General features: G+C 63.7%; 21 protein-coding genes. 6 read left to right on the top strand and 15 right to left on the bottom strand.

The window, feature by feature from the left end; all coding sequences use genetic code 11:
* The first annotated feature begins 35 nt into the window (after positions 1 to 35).
* Genes EZM81_RS02945 through EZM81_RS02925 form a run of 5 tightly spaced genes read left to right on the top strand, consistent with a single transcriptional unit; the run spans position 36 to position 4,965 of the window.
* Entirely contained in the window at positions 36 to 692 is a 657-nt protein-coding gene (locus EZM81_RS02945; RefSeq protein WP_136644734.1) for a lytic transglycosylase domain-containing protein, read from the top strand.
* A gap of 1 nt (position 693) precedes the next feature.
* Positions 694 to 2,769, top strand: coding sequence for a flagellar biosynthesis protein FlhA (gene flhA, locus EZM81_RS02940; protein ID WP_136644733.1), 2,076 nt, complete (start codon positions 694 to 696; stop codon positions 2,767 to 2,769).
* The gene (locus EZM81_RS02935; RefSeq protein ID WP_135450120.1) at positions 2,766 to 3,548 is read left to right on the top strand and encodes a flagellar biosynthetic protein FliR; all 783 of its coding nucleotides are present in this window, start codon (positions 2,766 to 2,768) and stop codon (positions 3,546 to 3,548) included. Before flhA ends, EZM81_RS02935 begins: the two co-directional genes overlap by 4 nt.
* 8 nt (positions 3,549 to 3,556) lie before the next feature.
* Positions 3,557 to 4,627: a flagellar type III secretion system protein FlhB gene (flhB, locus tag EZM81_RS02930; RefSeq protein ID WP_371685715.1), complete on the top strand. Its 1,071-nt coding sequence runs from the start codon at positions 3,557 to 3,559 to the stop codon at positions 4,625 to 4,627.
* Entirely contained in the window at positions 4,624 to 4,965 is a 342-nt protein-coding gene (locus tag EZM81_RS02925; protein ID WP_136644731.1) for a hypothetical protein, read from the top strand. The genes flhB and EZM81_RS02925 overlap by 4 nt, the downstream gene beginning before the upstream one ends.
* A 15-nt stretch (positions 4,966 to 4,980) precedes the next feature.
* On the opposite strand, the gene EZM81_RS02920 is transcribed toward EZM81_RS02925, so the two are convergent.
* The 9 genes from EZM81_RS02920 to EZM81_RS02880 are packed head-to-tail and all read right to left on the bottom strand — an operon-like array spanning position 4,981 to position 9,482.
* Positions 4,981 to 5,454 carry a flagellar basal body-associated FliL family protein gene (locus EZM81_RS02920; protein WP_248298116.1) on the bottom strand — a complete coding sequence of 158 codons (474 nt, stop codon included), beginning with the start codon at positions 5,452 to 5,454 and terminating at the stop codon, positions 4,981 to 4,983.
* Positions 5,455 to 5,489: 35 nt separating this feature from the next.
* Positions 5,490 to 6,209, bottom strand: a complete 720-nt coding sequence (gene flgH / locus EZM81_RS02915) for a flagellar basal body L-ring protein FlgH (RefSeq protein ID WP_135450194.1) — start codon at positions 6,207 to 6,209, stop codon at positions 5,490 to 5,492.
* Between the two features lie 4 nt (positions 6,210 to 6,213).
* Positions 6,214 to 6,633: a flagellar basal body P-ring formation chaperone FlgA gene (flgA, locus tag EZM81_RS02910; protein ID WP_135450124.1), complete on the bottom strand. Its 420-nt coding sequence runs from the start codon at positions 6,631 to 6,633 to the stop codon at positions 6,214 to 6,216.
* Positions 6,633 to 7,418, bottom strand: a complete 786-nt coding sequence (gene flgG / locus EZM81_RS02905) for a flagellar basal-body rod protein FlgG (protein WP_135450125.1) — start codon at positions 7,416 to 7,418, stop codon at positions 6,633 to 6,635. Before flgG ends, flgA begins: the two co-directional genes overlap by 1 nt.
* A 9-nt stretch (positions 7,419 to 7,427) precedes the next feature.
* A complete protein-coding gene (locus EZM81_RS02900) occupies positions 7,428 to 8,135 on the bottom strand; it encodes a flagellar hook-basal body complex protein (protein WP_136644730.1) in 708 nt (235 codons plus the stop codon).
* A gap of 3 nt (positions 8,136 to 8,138) precedes the next feature.
* The gene (locus EZM81_RS02895; protein WP_135450127.1) at positions 8,139 to 8,405 is read right to left on the bottom strand and encodes a flagellar biosynthetic protein FliQ; all 267 of its coding nucleotides are present in this window, start codon (positions 8,403 to 8,405) and stop codon (positions 8,139 to 8,141) included.
* Entirely contained in the window at positions 8,402 to 8,692 is a 291-nt protein-coding gene (fliE, locus tag EZM81_RS02890) for a flagellar hook-basal body complex protein FliE (RefSeq protein WP_136644729.1), read from the bottom strand. Before fliE ends, EZM81_RS02895 begins: the two co-directional genes overlap by 4 nt.
* 12 nt (positions 8,693 to 8,704) lie before the next feature.
* A complete protein-coding gene (gene flgC / locus EZM81_RS02885; RefSeq protein WP_136644728.1) occupies positions 8,705 to 9,088 on the bottom strand; it encodes a flagellar basal body rod protein FlgC in 384 nt (127 codons plus the stop codon).
* Between the two features lie 10 nt (positions 9,089 to 9,098).
* Entirely contained in the window at positions 9,099 to 9,482 is a 384-nt protein-coding gene (locus tag EZM81_RS02880; protein ID WP_135450130.1) for a FlgB family protein, read from the bottom strand.
* Between the two features lie 84 nt (positions 9,483 to 9,566).
* On the opposite strand from EZM81_RS02880, the gene EZM81_RS02875 reads away from it, so the two are divergent.
* Positions 9,567 to 10,877, top strand: a complete 1,311-nt coding sequence (locus tag EZM81_RS02875; RefSeq protein ID WP_136644727.1) for a FliI/YscN family ATPase — start codon at positions 9,567 to 9,569, stop codon at positions 10,875 to 10,877.
* Between the two features lie 208 nt (positions 10,878 to 11,085).
* On the opposite strand, the gene EZM81_RS02870 is transcribed toward EZM81_RS02875, so the two are convergent.
* The 6 genes from EZM81_RS02870 to EZM81_RS02845 all read right to left on the bottom strand — a co-directional run bounded on the left by EZM81_RS02870 (position 11,086) and on the right by EZM81_RS02845 (position 14,713).
* Positions 11,086 to 11,853 (bottom strand): DUF1217 domain-containing protein, encoded by a 768-nt coding sequence (locus EZM81_RS02870; protein WP_248298115.1) that lies wholly within the window; start codon positions 11,851 to 11,853, stop codon positions 11,086 to 11,088.
* Between the two features lie 20 nt (positions 11,854 to 11,873).
* Complete coding sequence (flbT, locus tag EZM81_RS02865; RefSeq protein ID WP_136644725.1) at positions 11,874 to 12,281, bottom strand: flagellar biosynthesis repressor FlbT; 408 nt, start codon at positions 12,279 to 12,281, stop codon at positions 11,874 to 11,876.
* A complete protein-coding gene (gene flaF, locus EZM81_RS02860; RefSeq protein WP_136644724.1) occupies positions 12,278 to 12,649 on the bottom strand; it encodes a flagellar biosynthesis regulator FlaF in 372 nt (123 codons plus the stop codon). The genes flbT and flaF overlap by 4 nt, the downstream gene beginning before the upstream one ends.
* Before the next feature lie 68 nt (positions 12,650 to 12,717).
* Positions 12,718 to 13,926 (bottom strand): flagellin, encoded by a 1,209-nt coding sequence (locus EZM81_RS02855; RefSeq protein ID WP_135450135.1) that lies wholly within the window; start codon positions 13,924 to 13,926, stop codon positions 12,718 to 12,720.
* Positions 13,927 to 14,124: 198 nt separating this feature from the next.
* A complete protein-coding gene (locus EZM81_RS02850) occupies positions 14,125 to 14,439 on the bottom strand; it encodes a hypothetical protein (protein WP_136644723.1) in 315 nt (104 codons plus the stop codon).
* Entirely contained in the window at positions 14,429 to 14,713 is a 285-nt protein-coding gene (locus EZM81_RS02845) for a rod-binding protein (protein WP_136644722.1), read from the bottom strand. Before EZM81_RS02845 ends, EZM81_RS02850 begins: the two co-directional genes overlap by 11 nt.
* Positions 14,714 to 14,969 lie beyond the last annotated feature (256 nt).

The raw sequence follows: 14,969 nt of genomic DNA, 5'->3' as shown, positions 1-14,969 counted from the left end.
GGCAGGACGACAGAAGGTCGAAGACGAGGACAGGAATGGCTTCGCAGGTGTTCCTCCGCAGCGTGCTCATTGTGGTTCTGCCGATTGCGATGGTGCCAGCCAGCGGCAAGATCGACCCGGCGCAACTCTGCCTTGATGCGGCCCGGTTGGCTGCCCGGCGAACCGACGTGCCCTTTGACGTCCTGCTCGCCGTATCCATCGTGGAGACCGGACGAAACCTTCGCCCCTGGCCCTGGACGGTGAATCTGGCTGGCGCAGGCCACTGGCTTGACAGCGCGCAGGAGGCCGAGGCCCTGGTACAGGAGGCGCTGGCGCAAGGCGCGGCCAACATCGACCTTGGCTGCTTCCAATTGAATTATCGTTGGCATGGACAGTCATTCCGGTCCGTTGCTGACATGCTGGACCCTGTTCCGAACGCGCTTTACGCGGCCGAGTTTCTGGCGCGCCATCATGAAGTGACCGAGGATTGGTCGCTTGCGGCTGCTGCCTATCACTCGGCGACACCCGAACTGGCCGACCGCTATCGCGCCAGGTTCGAGAGCGTCCGCGCTTCGTTCACAGGCACGCCGCTGTTACCCGAGATTTCCGGGCGGACGAACCGGTTTCCTCTGTTTGTCGCCGGCACGGACGGCCGGAATGGGTCAATCGTTCCCGTCACTGCGGGCGGCATCCGCCTGATCGGAGGGCCCTGAGATGCATCTCTTGCCCGGTCTGCGCCGCATGTTCCGGCCCACGATCCTTCTTGCGCTGGGCCTGATGGCAATCATTGTGATGATGATCCTGCCGATCCCGGCCTGGATGCTGGACATCGGGCTGGCCGTCTCGTTCGCTCTTGCCATCCTGATGCTGACGGTCACCCTCTTCATCGACCGCCCGCTGGACTTCTCTGCCTTCCCGACAATCCTTCTGGCCTCGCTTCTGTTGCGGCTTGCGCTGAATGTCTCTTCCACCAAGCTGATCATCGCCGAGGGCCACACCGGCCCGGATGCCGCCGGGCACGTCATTGCCGGATTTGCCGATTTCATCATGGGCGGCAACCTGATCCTGGGGCTGGTGATCTTCGTTGTCCTGCTGATCGTCAACTTCATCGTCATCACCAAGGGCGCCGGGCGCATGGCCGAGGTCGGCGCCCGCTTCGCGCTGGACGGAATGCCGGGGCGCCAGCTTGCAATCGATGCGGACCTTTCGGCCGGGGCGATCGATCACTCCGAAGCGAAACGCCGGCGTGAGCAGGAGCTGGCCGAGACCACCTTCTTCGGCTCGCTCGACGGCGCGTCGAAATTCGTCAAGGGCGATGCGATTGCAGGCCTGATGATCACGGGACTGAACATCCTGGTCGGGCTGGTTGTCGGCCTTGCAATGCATGGGCTGGATATCGCAACTGCATTCCGAACCTACACGATCCTGACCGTCGGCGATGGCCTCGTCAGCCAGATCCCAGCGGTCATCATCTCTGTGGCGGCGGCGCTTCTGCTGGCCAAGGGTAATCAGAAGGGTGCGGCGGATGTTTCGTTCTTCACCCAGCTTGGCAGTTATCCGGCGGCACTTGGCACGGTCGCCGCGCTGATGGCGCTTTTCGCTGTCGTGCCTGGTATGCCCTTCATTCCGTTCATGCTTGCGGCCGCCGCGCTGGGCGGCATGGCCTATCTGCGCACCCGGAAGTCCGCCGAAACGCCAGAGGCAAGCGCGACCTTCCAGGAGCCGGCGCATCAGAGATCGATGGGGGATGTGCTGGATTTCGACGACATCCATATCGAATTCGCCCCGAACCTTGTGGCCATGGTTCTTGATCCGGCGACGGGGCTGGACGGGCGTATCACCAACATGCGCAACCACGTGGCTTTGGCCTTCGGTCTGATCCTGCCCGAGATTCGCCTGACGGATCAGGCCGCACTTCCGCCCGGCCAGTATCGGATCCGGCTTCAGGGTGTCGAACGAGTGTCGGGTACGTTGTACCCTGACAGGGTGCTCGTGCTTATCGCGGATGGTGTTACAGCCCCCGACGGCATCGACGTGAAAGAGCCCGTCTATGGCGCGCCGGCCCGCTGGATCCGGCCAGATCAGCAAGAAGATGTGGCGCTGTCCGGCCTTACGGTTGTCTCGCCGACCGAGGTTCTGGCGACACACCTGCTGGAAGTGTTGAAGGCCAACCTGTCACGGCTGCTTTCCTTGCGCGCGCTTCGGCGATTGCTGGACGAATTTGTCCGGCTTTCCGACCCGGTCCGGGCCGAGGCGAACCGCAGGTTGCTTGACGAACTGATGCCTGACAGGGTTCCGGTGGACCTTCTGCATGCCGTGCTGCGCCTTCTTCTGGAGGAAAGGGTCTCGATCCGGAACCTGCCCCTGATCCTCGAGGCAGTGGCAGAGGCGCGTCAGCTTGCGGTGCCGGAGGCGATCTGTGAACACGTCCGCCAGCGGCTTGGATTCCAGATCGTGGCCGAACTCAAGCGGCCCGACGGAACAGTGCCGTTGATCCAGTTGGCGCCAGAGTGGGAGAAGACCTTTTCCACCTACCAGATCGACGGCGACCGTGGCCCGCGTGACGTGGCCTTGCCCCCGGAAATCTTTGCAAAACTGGCGAATGGTCTGGCTGACCGGGTGAACCGCGCGGCCGAAACCGGCGTCTATCCCGCGCTGGTAACCTCGGTCACCCGTCGACGTTTCCTGAAGACCGTGGTGCAGGCCAGGGGCTTGCAGATGCCTGTCCTGTCCTACGAGGAAATCGGAACAGAGGCGCGGCCTGCGCTTCTTGGGCAGGTGGCGGCATGAGCGGCCTGATCGAGGAGCTGTCTTCCCTGCTTTCCCTGATCGACGGGGTCGCCTGGGCGGCGGTTCTGGTGTTCATCCGGATCGGAGCGATGATCGCATTCATGCCGGGCCTTGGGGAACCGGCTGTGCCGACGCGAGTCAAGCTGGCGCTGATCCTTGCGTTCACACTTGTCCTGGCCCCGGCCCTTGCCGAAACGATATCCCGCAGCGGCCCGGCGCCTTCCCTTTTTCCCCTTGCGGGCGAAGCAGTTGCCGGCCTGATCCTGGGTATCGGGATGCGGCTTTTCCTTCTGGCCCTGCTCACCGCAGCGGGACTCATCGCCCAAGCGTCCACCCTGTCGCAGCTTTTTCCCAATGCTGCGCCGGAGCCGCAGCCGGCAATCGGCAACCTGCTTGTCATCGCCGGCGTCGCCCTGGCCCTGGCAGCCGGGCTGCATGTCCGGGCGGCAGAACTTGCCCTGCTTTCCTATGATGTCCTGCCTGCGGGCGGCTATTTGGATGCGCGCGCAGTGGCAGACTGGAACCTCTCACTTGTCAGTCGAACCTTTGCGCTGGGCTTTTCCCTTGCTGCCCCTTTTGTCGTGGCGTCGACGATCTACAACCTGGCCCTTGGGGCAATCAACCGGGCCATGCCGCATCTCATGGTCGCAATGGTCGGGGCACCGGCCCTCACCCTGGGCGCAATTGCGCTTCTTGCGGTATCGGCGCCGATCCTGCTGGCCTACTGGTTGCAGCTTTTCGAGGCCTACCTTTCCGATCCGTTCGGCCCGCCGCCATGAACGCGGAAGTGAGCGATAGCGAGGAAAAGGAATTCGAAGCCTCGCCGCAGAGGTTGGAGGAGGCCCGGAAGAAGGGTGACATTCCCCGCTCGACCGATCTTCTCATGGCGGCCGGGATCGCGGGCTTTCTCTTGTCTCTCGTCGCGCTGGGTGGATGGGTGGTGCGCCGCTCGGGCACGGCTGGAATGGTGTTTCTTGATCAGGCTGACCGTTTGTCGCGGCTGATGTTTGCCGGGGCAGGCGAATTGTATGGCGGCATCCTGCTTTCCTTTGCAGGGCCGCCGCTTGCACTTCTGTTGCTGCCGCCAGTGCTGGTGCTGCTGGTGGCTGTCGCGACACGCGCCTTTGTGGTGACCCCGAGTCATCTTGCACCGAAGCTGTCCCGCATCTCGCTGATCGCAGGCGCAAGAAAGAAATTCGGCGTCGAAGGTCTTGCCGAATTCGGGAAGAGCGCGTTGAAGCTCATCCTTGTCGCGGCAATTCTGTACCATTTCCTTGCCGGTCGCATCGAGAAGGTTCTCGCCACCCTTTTTCTGGATCCCGGGTCATCGATGGCCTTCCTTCGGCAGCTGGTGATCGAGTTCCTTTTCATTCTTCTGCTCGTCACCGTCACGCTGGGCGGGGTGGATCTTCTTTGGCAGCACCACCGCCATCGCAGGCGCAATCGGATGTCGCGCAAGGAAATGATGGATGAACACAAGGAAAATGAGGGTGATCCGCATCTCAAATCGGCCCGGCGCCAGCGCGCGCAGGCGGTTGCCACAAACCGGATGCTGGTCGATGTTGCGACGGCGGATGTGGTGGTGGTGAACCCCACTCACTTCGCCGTTGCCCTGCGATGGGACAGGAAGCGCGGTGCCGCGCCGGTCTGCGTGGCCAAGGGCGTGGACGAGATCGCCCTGGTCATCCGGTCACAAGCGGCCCGGCACGGCGTGCCGGTTCACAGCGATCCGCCTGCGGCGCGCGCCATATACGCCACTGTCGAGATCGGGCAGCAAATCCGGCCCGAACACTACCGTGCTGTTGCCGCGGCGATCCGCTTTGCCGATGCCATGCGTCAGAAGGCACGCCGGCAATGAACCGCAGAAGCGATCTGGCGCGCCTTCAGAAGCTGTCGCAACTGATACTGGACCAGCGCCTGGCGAGACTGCGCGAAACGGCCGATCTGCGCGACAGGACAAGGATGCAGATCATGTCACTCGATCAATCCGCCAAGACTGCGGACCTGCCGACTGTCACGGTCAACCAGGTTGCCCTGCGCTACGAACTTTGGGCGGATGCACAGCGCACCGAGCTTAATGCCGTTCTTGCACGACAGACAGTCGCCTGGCTGGACGCACGCGATCGGGCCTTGGCCGCGTTCGGTCGGCTTGAGGCTCTGCGCGGTCTCAACCGGAATGCAGAGGGAGAAAGCTAGGCGAGGATCAGATCATCAGCTGTCTTGCCGGGCGATGTCGGTGATCAGAACGCTGCGGACGATCGGGCCAAGCACCATGGCTGCGGCTTCGCCCAGGTTTTCACGCAGTACAACAAGGTTCGATCCGTCAGTGAACGAGCCGCTGAAACCGCCGACATTGGCATGATCGAACATCACCTGCAGAAATGCGTCGCGAAGTTTCGGCTCGCGCAGATGGATGGCCTCCGCTTGGCCCGGCAGGATCTCAAGTGACAGAGAAAGGACGACCATTGATGCGACGCGGCCCTTCTCGATGACAGGTATGACGAACTGGTTGCTCAGCTTGACATATTCCGCCACGGTCCCGTCATCCGTCCTGACGTTGGAGTCACCTGCTTTATGGCCTGTCGCTGTGGCCTCCATGTGGCGCTCGCTGCTGTCGGTCTCTGGCCTTTGCGGCGCCGGGCGTAGTGCAAGCCCGGCGCCTAGGCCGGCGCCCAGACCGATCATTGCCAGAAGGACGGGCAGGAATTTCCGTAGCATGATCAGAAGGGCAGAATGATGTCTGCAGCCTGCTGGCCATAAGTTGGCTGCTGGACATCGCTTATCTGCCCGCGCCCGCCATAGGAAATGCGCGCCCCTGCGATCTTGTCATAGGTGATCTCGTTCTGTCGCGAGATGTCGTTGGGCCGCACGAAGCCGGTCACGAACAGCTCTCGCATTTCGTAGTTCACGCGCACCTCCTGCTGGCCCTCGATGCGCAGTACGCCGTTGGGCAGCACCTCGACCACGGTGGCGGCAAGCCGCAAGGTCAGTTGTTCCTTTCGGCTGACCGATCCGGCCCCCTTGAACGTCGAAGAAGACCGCGTCTCGAAGGCATCGGCCAAGTCTGCGCTGTCGGGCAGGCGTGCATCGATCCGTTGCGGGATGCCGAAGAACTCCGGCAGGCCCGATTTCTGCGAGCCGCTGCGGTTGCGTCCGGTGGCATTCGAGATCGAGGCGCTTTCGTCGATTTCGATCACCACGGTCAGGATGTCGCCCCGACGTGCAGCGCGGCGGTCACCCAGAAGCGATTCGGTCCCTCCCGCCCACAGCGACGAGCCGTCCGATGGCGTTGCAGCAGCCAGATCTTCGGGCAGGGTCGCGGAATACATTGCATAATGCTGGCTGGTGCCCGTAATGGCCGAAAATTCGGGGGCGCGGCCGACCTGGCTCAGCTTCCCGCAACCCGAGACGACCAGTGTCAGCAAAAGAGCGGATCGCAGCATTTCAGTCATTCCATCCGACATAGACCGCACCGTCCGGACCGATCCGGCCAGTGACAGTGGTACGAGAGCCAAGGTTCATGATCCGGATCACGTCGCCTGCCGACCCGCGGGCAAGTGCCCGGCCTTCCGTCGATATTGCAAGCGCGCCCGACAGGTAGATCAGCGGCACCACCTGGTTGCGGTCCACCAGAGCGGGAGGCCCGATGTCACCGGCGCGCACCGGCCGTCCGGCATGGATCGCCACGCGCGCCTCACGGCCGACGGCATCGGCCGGGTTGGCCAAGGCACCGGGAATATGGGCATCGACAATAGTCAGATCATCCGGGCTGATCAGCGCGCGTGCCCGGATCGTCCGCGTGGCGACCACGCTATCTGCAAGGGCGGGTGATGCCGCCAGAAGCAGGGCAAGCACGCCCCTCATCAGCGCACCTGGGTGGTCGCACCGAGCATCTGGTCGGCAGCGGTGATTACCTTGGCGTTCAGCTCATAGCCGCGCTGGGCCTTGATCAGCTCTGTCACCTCGCGCACTGCGTCCACCGAACTGGCTTCGAGATAGCCCTGCCGCAGTGTGCCCAATCCCTGCTGTCCGGGCGCGGCCGATAGCGCAGGGCCGGAAGCGGGGGTTTCAAGGAACTGGTTCGATCCTATCGCCTCCAGACCCTTCTCGTTGGTGAAGGATGATAGTGTCAACTGTCCCAGAAGTTCGGGCTCCACCCTGTCGGCGAAATCGGCCCAGACCTCTCCGCCGGGGGTGATGGTCAGGCCTCGTGCGTCAGAGGGAATGGTGATACCTGGGACGACCGGATAGCCTTCCGAAGTCACGATCTGACCGTCGGCTGAACGTTTCAGCGCTCCGTCGCGGGTGTATGCGGTCTGACCCGACGGCAGTTGCACCTCGAAATAGCCGTTGCCGTCGATCGCAACGTCAAGATCGCCGCCGGTCGCGTCCAGTGACCCTTGTCCCGGGACCACCGAGACCGAGGCCGGGCGAACCCCCAGACCGATCTGTATGCCGGTCGGCAGCATGGAACCGTCCGCAGCCGAGACGCTGCCCGGTCGCGCCATCTGCTGGTAATGCAGGTCGGCAAAGTCGGCGCGACGGGGGTTGTAGCCCGTGGTCGACATGTTGGCGAGGTTGTTCGCCACCACATCTACCTTCATCTGCTGCGCCGACATTCCGGTGGCTGCGATGTGAAGTGCCTTCATCCCAATCTCCTATCGGCCCAGCGTCTGGACCACGCTGCGGACCCGCTCATCTTCGGCATCCAGGAACTTCTGCCCCAGTTCGTAGGCACGCTGCACTTCGATCATCCGGGCGATTTCCGACACCGGCTCGACGTTGCTTTCCTCCAGCATGCCCTGCATGATCGCGCCGCCCTCAACCGGCTGCAGCGCCCCGCCGTCGAAAAGCGTGCCGGACTGGTGCCGCAGGGCGAGGGGATCGGCAGGCCGCCAGAGGCCGATCTGCGCTATGGGCTGGCCGTCTGCCGAAAGCGTGCCGTCATGCGCGATGGTCACCTTGGCGTCCGGCGGGACAATGACCGGTGCGCCCCCAGCATCAAGCAGGCGATGGTTATCGGGGGTGACCAGCTCGCCTTCAGGGTTGAGCGCGAAGGAACCGGCGCGCGTCAGTCTTTCGCCCTGCGGTGTCTGGACTAGAAAAAACCCATCGCCTTGGATGGCAAGGTCGAACGCCCCGCCAGTCATGGTCAGCGTCGCCTGGCGCAGGTCGACGTGCCGTCCGCTGGCATGGGCCATGGACAACGACGGATCCCGATTCAGCGCCGCGACATGTTCGGAAAACACCACACCCTCGCGCCGGAAACCGGTGGTGGAGCTGTTGGCGATATTGTTGGCCACCACCCCCATCTCGCGCATCAGGCCCGACTGGCGCGTCAGTGTGACATAGAGCGCCGCATCCATGGTTCAGCCCCCCGCGATCTGCGGCACGATCGTGCCCCGGAAGAAGGCCACCAGCGTCGAGGTCATGAAGCTCATCGAGGCCCAGAACACGACCAGCATCAGGGCAGCCTTCGGCACGAATGTCAGCGTCATCTCCTGGATCGAGGTCAACGCCTGGAACAGGCCCACAACAACGCCGGCAACCAGAGCCACTGTCAGCAGCGGTGCCGAGATCAGGACGGCGGTCCACAGACCCTGACGCATCACGTCAAAGATTGCGGCCTCGGTCATACCGGCATCCTCAGGATTTCCTGGTAGGCCTCGACTACCCGGTCGCGAACCGTGGCAACCGTTTCTACCGCCAACTGCGACGAGGCCAGCGCCTGAACCAGGGCATGCGGATCGGCGCCCCCTGACATCGCCGCGCGGGCGGTCGACTCGTGCTCCTGCAACGCGCCCATGAAGGTGTCTGCCAGTTTCGCCAGGCCATGGACCGCGTCCCCCGTCTTCGATTGCGGTGCGGCGGCTGTGCGGGCGTTGGCATATGCCTGGCTGACGAATGAGGTTTTCACATCCATGCTGCATCTTCCCTATCGGCGCAGAAGGTCGAACAGGCTTTGCGTCATCTGACGTGCCTGGTCGAACATCCTGAGGTTTGCCTCGTAGCTGCGTTGCGCTTCGCGAGCGTCGGCGATTTCGATCACCAGATCGACGTTCGATCCGTCGTAGTGACCGGTCTCATCGGCCAATGGATGGCCGGGATCATAGATTTTGGGCAGGTCGCTCTGGTCCAGACGCACCCGCCCGGGTTCGACCAGGCCGGTGTCCATCGCCTGGCGGAAGGTCACGACCTTGCGGTGATAGCCGGGCGTATCGGCATTGGCGATGTTCTCCGATACATGACGCAGGCGCATCGCCTGCGCCTCCATCCCTGCGGCCGCAAAGGAAAGCGAGCTGTTCAGATCGTTCCCCATGTGCGGCCCCCTATCGCGACCGGCCAAGGCTGGCGCGGATCACGTCCGACGTCGCCCGATAGATCGCAAGCGCCATGTCGTGGCTTTGCCGCACCTCGACGGACTTCACCATCTCACCTTCGAGCGAGACCGTGTTCCCGTTCGGCGACTCGCGGCCAGGAGCTGTCTGGGGAGTCAGGGCAAAGTTCCCTGCAGGTGTCCGCAAGTGCCCCGGCCGCGTGGCCCGCATTTCCCCGCCTTCGGAGGCAAGGACGCTGGCGAAACTCGGCAGATCCTGCGCCTTGTAGCCCGGCGTATCGGCATGCGCGATGTTTCTTGCGATCACCGCCATCCGCGCCCCGGAGTGCGCGGCAAGCGCCTGAGCCATGCGGGCAAGTTCCAGTTTTTCGAACATCGGGGCTTCTCCCTCGACCTGTTTCACCAAGGCTTAAGGGTGATTCCTTTAGAAACAATTGAGGGCGAACAAACGGAGAATCCGGTGTCAGGGTTGTTCGATGGCCTTCTGGCCGAAATTGCCGGAAGCGTGCCGGTTCGAATGGTGGGCCGCGTGGCGGAAACCCGTCGCGGCCTGGTGCAGGTGGCTGGTCTTCGGGGGGCGGCCATCGGAGACCACGTTGTGATCCACAGCCGCGACGGGATTTCCCAAGGCGAGGTTCTGCGCCTCAGCCCAGGCCTGTGCACCGTTCTGCCCGCCACGACAGGAGAGGGGATGGCGATCGGCGACCGGGTTGAGCTGGTCGGAAGCGCTGCCATCGCGCCAGACGACAGCTGGATCGGCCGGATCGTCGATCCGTCGGGCAGGCCCCTTGACGGTCGCCCCCTGCTGCGGGGCCGCGCTTCCCGGCCCCTGTGCGCACCGGCGCCCGCCGCGGCGACGCGGCGTCGCCTGGGTGAAAGGCTGTCAACGGGGATCGCGGTCTTCGACACGCTGCTGCCTCTGGTCCGTGGCCAGCGGATCGGACTTTTCGCGGGCTCGGGGGTTGGCAAGTCTTCTCTTCTGGCGCGGTTCGCTCGTGGGGTGGAGGCGGACATGGCGGTCATCGCGCTGGTCGGTGAACGAGGACGCGAGCTGCGCGAGTTCACGGAGCGCGTCCTCGGCCCCGATGGCATGGCGCGAAGCGTGGTTGTCGCCGCAACGTCCGACCAGTCCCCCCTGATGCGGCGGAAGTGTGCGCTTGCGGCCATGGTTGTGGCCGAGCATTTCCGTGATCAGGGCTTGCACGTCCTGCTGCTGGTGGATTCCGTCACCCGCTTTGCCGAGGCGCATCGCGAAGTGGCTCTGGCTGGAGGCGAAGAGGCATCCTTGCGCGGCTATCCCGCCTCTCTCACCCAGGCGATCATGGGCCTGGCCGAGCGGGCCGGTCCCGGCCCCGAGGGGGCAGGGGATATCACGGCGGTCTTTTCCGTTCTTGTGGCCGGCTCCGACATGGAGGAGCCAGTGGCAGATATCCTGCGCGGGGTGCTGGATGGCCATGTGGTTCTGGATCGTCGAATTGCCGAACGGGGCCGATTTCCGGCCATCGATCTGTTGCGGTCAGTCAGCCGGTCGTTGCCCGATGCGGCCACCGAGGCAGAAAACGACCTGATCGGCGAGGCCCGGCGCCTGCTGGGGGCCTACGACCGGGCAGAACTGATGATCCAGGCCGGGCTTTATGCTGCCGGAACCGACCCTGTGATCGACCGCGCGATCAGGCTGTGGCCTGCGCTGGATCACTTCCTGGCCGAAGCCGCCCCGGCCGGAGGGCCGGCGGAAAGTTTCGCGCGCCTGCGTGCCCTGCTTGCCGAGTGATTCAGACAATGCGGGCTGACCGGCCGTTTCCCAGGGCACGGGCCGCCCTGTCGGCTGGAAGGATCAGGCACGCCGGCGGTGGGCCCGATTGCAAGGGCCGTGCTGGCGCCACGCAACCGATTTCCGGGTGAGACGTTACACCCGATGCGTTTCGCATCGGGCTGTCCGGGGGCCGGAGCCGTGCGATCCATGGTCAAAGCCCGCAGCCTCAACGACGCATGAGCATCAGCGCGATGGCAGCCGGGGACGAGCTTGCCTGCTGTTCCTGCACCTGGGCGCCCAAGTGAAAGCGTCGGATCAGCGATTCAAGCCTGGCAGGATCACTGAACTGGCTTACAGTCGATGCGCCGAAGACCGCCCGCATCTTGTCGCGAAGGGTTGTGACCTGCTGGTCGATGTCGATTGCCGCAAGGCTACTGGGCAGGCCGAGTGCCTTTTGCACCACTTCGCGCAAAGGCGGGCTGCCCAGGATCGTATACCATTTCGCGGTCTCGCTGCCGGACCGGGAGGCAATCTCGGGCAATTCGCGCTCTGCATGCAGGGCCAGGCGGAAGGCATTGTTCTGTTCGCCTACTGCCGCCTCGAAGCTGCGGCTGCGATACTGGGCAAGGATCTCGTCAGGAAAGGTGGAGATTCTTGTGCGTGGCACCGGGAAATCGCCGAAGCCGAAAGCCGCGCAAAGCTTATGGTACTGCTTGTTGGCCAGCCGGTTCGCAAGACTGCCTTCCCGCAGGGTTCCCCCTTCAAGCACCTGCCTGATGAAGGCACGATTGTTCACGTCGCCTTCAAGCCCGAATGCGGTCAGGGCAATCTGCAAGAGCCGCCTGTCAGAGACCAGTTGCTCAGCCGTCTCGATCTTGCCGATCCGGTCGCGAAAATAGGCTTCATCCCGCTTTAGGACGGGTGAAGCCAACTGTGCCGCCTGCTGACGCTGCAGCGTCCTCTTTAGGAAACCCCAGCCGCCATAGCCGGACATCGGCAATAATGGCTGGAAGCTCATGGTCGTGCCGAAGCGACCAGCAGTCGCTCTTCCCTGGGTAGCAGGCTGCGAAGCGCCTTCAGTGCCTGGTAATGCTGATCTTCAAGAACCGCGCGGCTGGCCAGGGCCAGTTGGGTGCGGCTGTCATTGTCGGTCAGGGCCTGACTGAGCTGTTCGATCCCGCGAAGGAGCTGCAGCCGGGCCTCGGCCGGATCGGCATCGCCCGACAATACAAGTTGCGCGATATAGCACACGCGACGGACCGGAGTGTTGACCTCACCCGGATGGATGGCGTCGCGCAGTCGAAGGATATTGGCATTCGGGGTCATGATGGCCAGACGCGACCTCTTTTCCCCATTCTTCACTACGGCGCCATTGATCAGCACCCGTTCATGCGGCCCGAGTTTCAGCACGAGGCCGGTCATGTCGTGCCCCCCGCTCCCCGCAGGCCGCGCATCACGGCCGTGTTGATTTCGGTCAGGACAGCGACACTGGCCTTGCCGTCCAGCACAGATCGGCTGTGCCGGCTGGCAAACTCGTAAAGATAGAACAGTCTCGCCCGCAGTGCCGCGGGCAAATTGTTTCCGGGAAGTGCCACATCGGCGGCAAGCGCGGACCAGAGTTGCAGGTTATCGGTCACGGCGCGCACAAGGCCGGGAAAATCGGTCTCGCGGTTCGACCAGGCAGAATGCAGCCGACGGGTGATCTGTGCCAGTAGATCGTATTCGACCGATCGGTGCGAACGCGTAGGTGCTTCCTGATGAGCATATGCGATTGGGGCTTGATGGGACATCGGGGTTCCGTCGGTTCGAAGCTCTGGAAGGGTGCGGGCCGCGGCGCGTCAGCCGCGGCCCCGAACGCTTAGCGGAACAGAGAGAGAAGACCCTGCGGCTGCTGGTTTGCAATCGACAGCGCCTGGGTGGCCAGCTGCTGTTGGACCTGCAGCGCCTGTAGCCTGGCCGAGGCTTCCTCCATGTCGGTATCGACCATGGCGCCGATCCCGGTCCTGAGCGAATCGGTCAGCTGCCCGACGAATTCGCTCTGGATCTCGATGCGCTTCTGTGCCGAGCCGAACGCAGCCGCGGCGTCGATCGCCGTCTGGAGCATCCCCTCGATCGCCCCGAGAGCACTTGCTGGGGCATTCACCACGTCGATGCCGTGTAGCCCGGCCAGACCGCCGGTGCCTCGGCTGGCGGAAACCGAAACATCGGCTGCCTGGTTCGTGTTGTTCGCGATTTGCAGGGCGCCGCTCGACAGGGACAGGGTGAAGTCGCTGTCGGACAGGCCATTCGCGGTCAGGGCGTTCTTGAGGCCCGCAACCAGCGAATCTGCGGTGTCGCCCTGCTGCACAACATAGCGGCCTTCAACCGAGCCGACCCTGAGCGAAACCGAGTCACCTGCGATCAGAGCGGTCAGCGTGGCGGGATCCGCACTTGGCGCGTTCGATGCCAGGGCACCCCCACCCCCCTGGAAGGTAAAGCCGTTCAGCGTGACCGGAGTTCCGGTCACCACGCTTGTGGCCGACAGCGTTCCAAGACCGCCGCCTGTCAGCGCGCTGCCCGCCGTGGTAGACAGATTCTGTGCCGTCACTTCGATATTGGCCGATGTCACGCCTGACTGCGACCGGTCGAGCGAGGAAAGCACATTGACCGTGGACTTGGATCCGTCCACCAGGTTCAGCCCGTTGAACTGCGCCGCGCCGACGACGGATTCGATCTGCTTGGTCAGCGCCTTGATGTCGGTGTCGATCTTGCCGCGGTCGACGTTCTCGGCCTGGGCGGCCACGATCTTGCCTTTCATCTCGGTCAGCAGCTTGGTCACCGATTCCGCTGCCGACCGGGCGACGGTCAGCGTCGCATTCCCTACGGCGAGGCTGTCGGAGATGCCCTTGAAGCCCTGGACATCAGATTCCATCACCTTCGAGATTGCCCAGACTGCGGCATTGTCCTTGGCGGTCGCCACGCTCTTGCCGATGGAAATATCGGCCTGCGTCTTGTTGAGGTTGGCGTTAATGCCCTTCATCGTCTGGAGGGCAACCATTGCACTGGTATTGGTCAGAAGCGACGACATTTCTGTTTCCTTCACGAATGGCCGCAGGTTTCACGGCCGCGAATGCCACGTCTGAATGTGGCGGGACGGGCCTTCTGTCCGATGCCGCCGGCTGGGCCGGAAGCGCCGCCCCGTCATGAGGCGCGAGGACAGTGAAGCGTCCAAGGTTCTAACCAATCCCTAACTCCGCCGCGTGAAGTGCCGGGCATTCTAGAAAAATCAGAACCGTCCCAGGGCCGAGGACGTGCCGTCGCCGACCTCGGCCCGCCGGCCGCGCGAATCATAGGTGGTCAGCGTCGGGCTGGTGGTGATTTCGGTCAGCCTGCCCAGCGCGGCCTTCACACCGCGCGCGGCGGCTTCAAGCAGGCGGGCATTTCGCTCGGCCTTCTGCTGCAGGCGCTCTGCGGTCGCCTTGTCGGGTACCGAAAGCGTCTGGGCCTGTGCCTCGATGCCGGTTCCTATCCGTTCAAGCGCGGCCAGGTCGCCTGCAAGAAGTGCATCCCGGGCCTCGTCCAGAAGGTCTTCAATCGCCATCGCCGGTTCCTTTCGCCACCATTGCCTCGAAGATCGTCCGGGCCAGCCCTATTCCCCCTGCGCTTGCCATCAGCCGCGCCTGTTCGTGCCGCAGGAACGAGGCGAACTGTGCCTCTCCGGAACCGCCGGAGAAGGAACCTGCTGCGCCGCCCAGGCCGGCATGGGCCAGCATCGCGGCCAGAAAGGCGGTCTCGAGTTCCTGTGCCTTAGCGAATGCTCGGTCGTAGCGGCCAGTTGATGCCAAGGCCGGGGTCGGGACGGAGTTCGTGTGCATGAACGGCTCTCTCATCGGTCGGAATTTACGCGACAATCTGCGACGGCAGTAAAGAATGGGTAACCTCCCTGGCAGATAAGCGATTGCAGCGTGGCCGAAGGTGTCCCGAAATGCAGTCCACCCGCCCTGTGCAGACTTGTCCGCTCCCTTCCCTCGTCGCACGCTTTCGGGCAGAGGGGGCGGGCGGACTCGCCCCGGAATTCGCGGATCTGCTGGGCGCTCCTGCGGGGGCGAGGGATGCCCCGGATTCAGACGG

The sequence above is a fragment of the Tabrizicola sp. YIM 78059 genome (assembly GCF_004959785.1).
GTDB lineage: Bacteria > Pseudomonadota > Alphaproteobacteria > Rhodobacterales > Rhodobacteraceae > Tabrizicola > Tabrizicola caldifontis.
The sequence above is the reverse complement of the archived record's forward strand: the minus strand, read 5'-3'. Positions and strand labels throughout refer to the sequence as shown.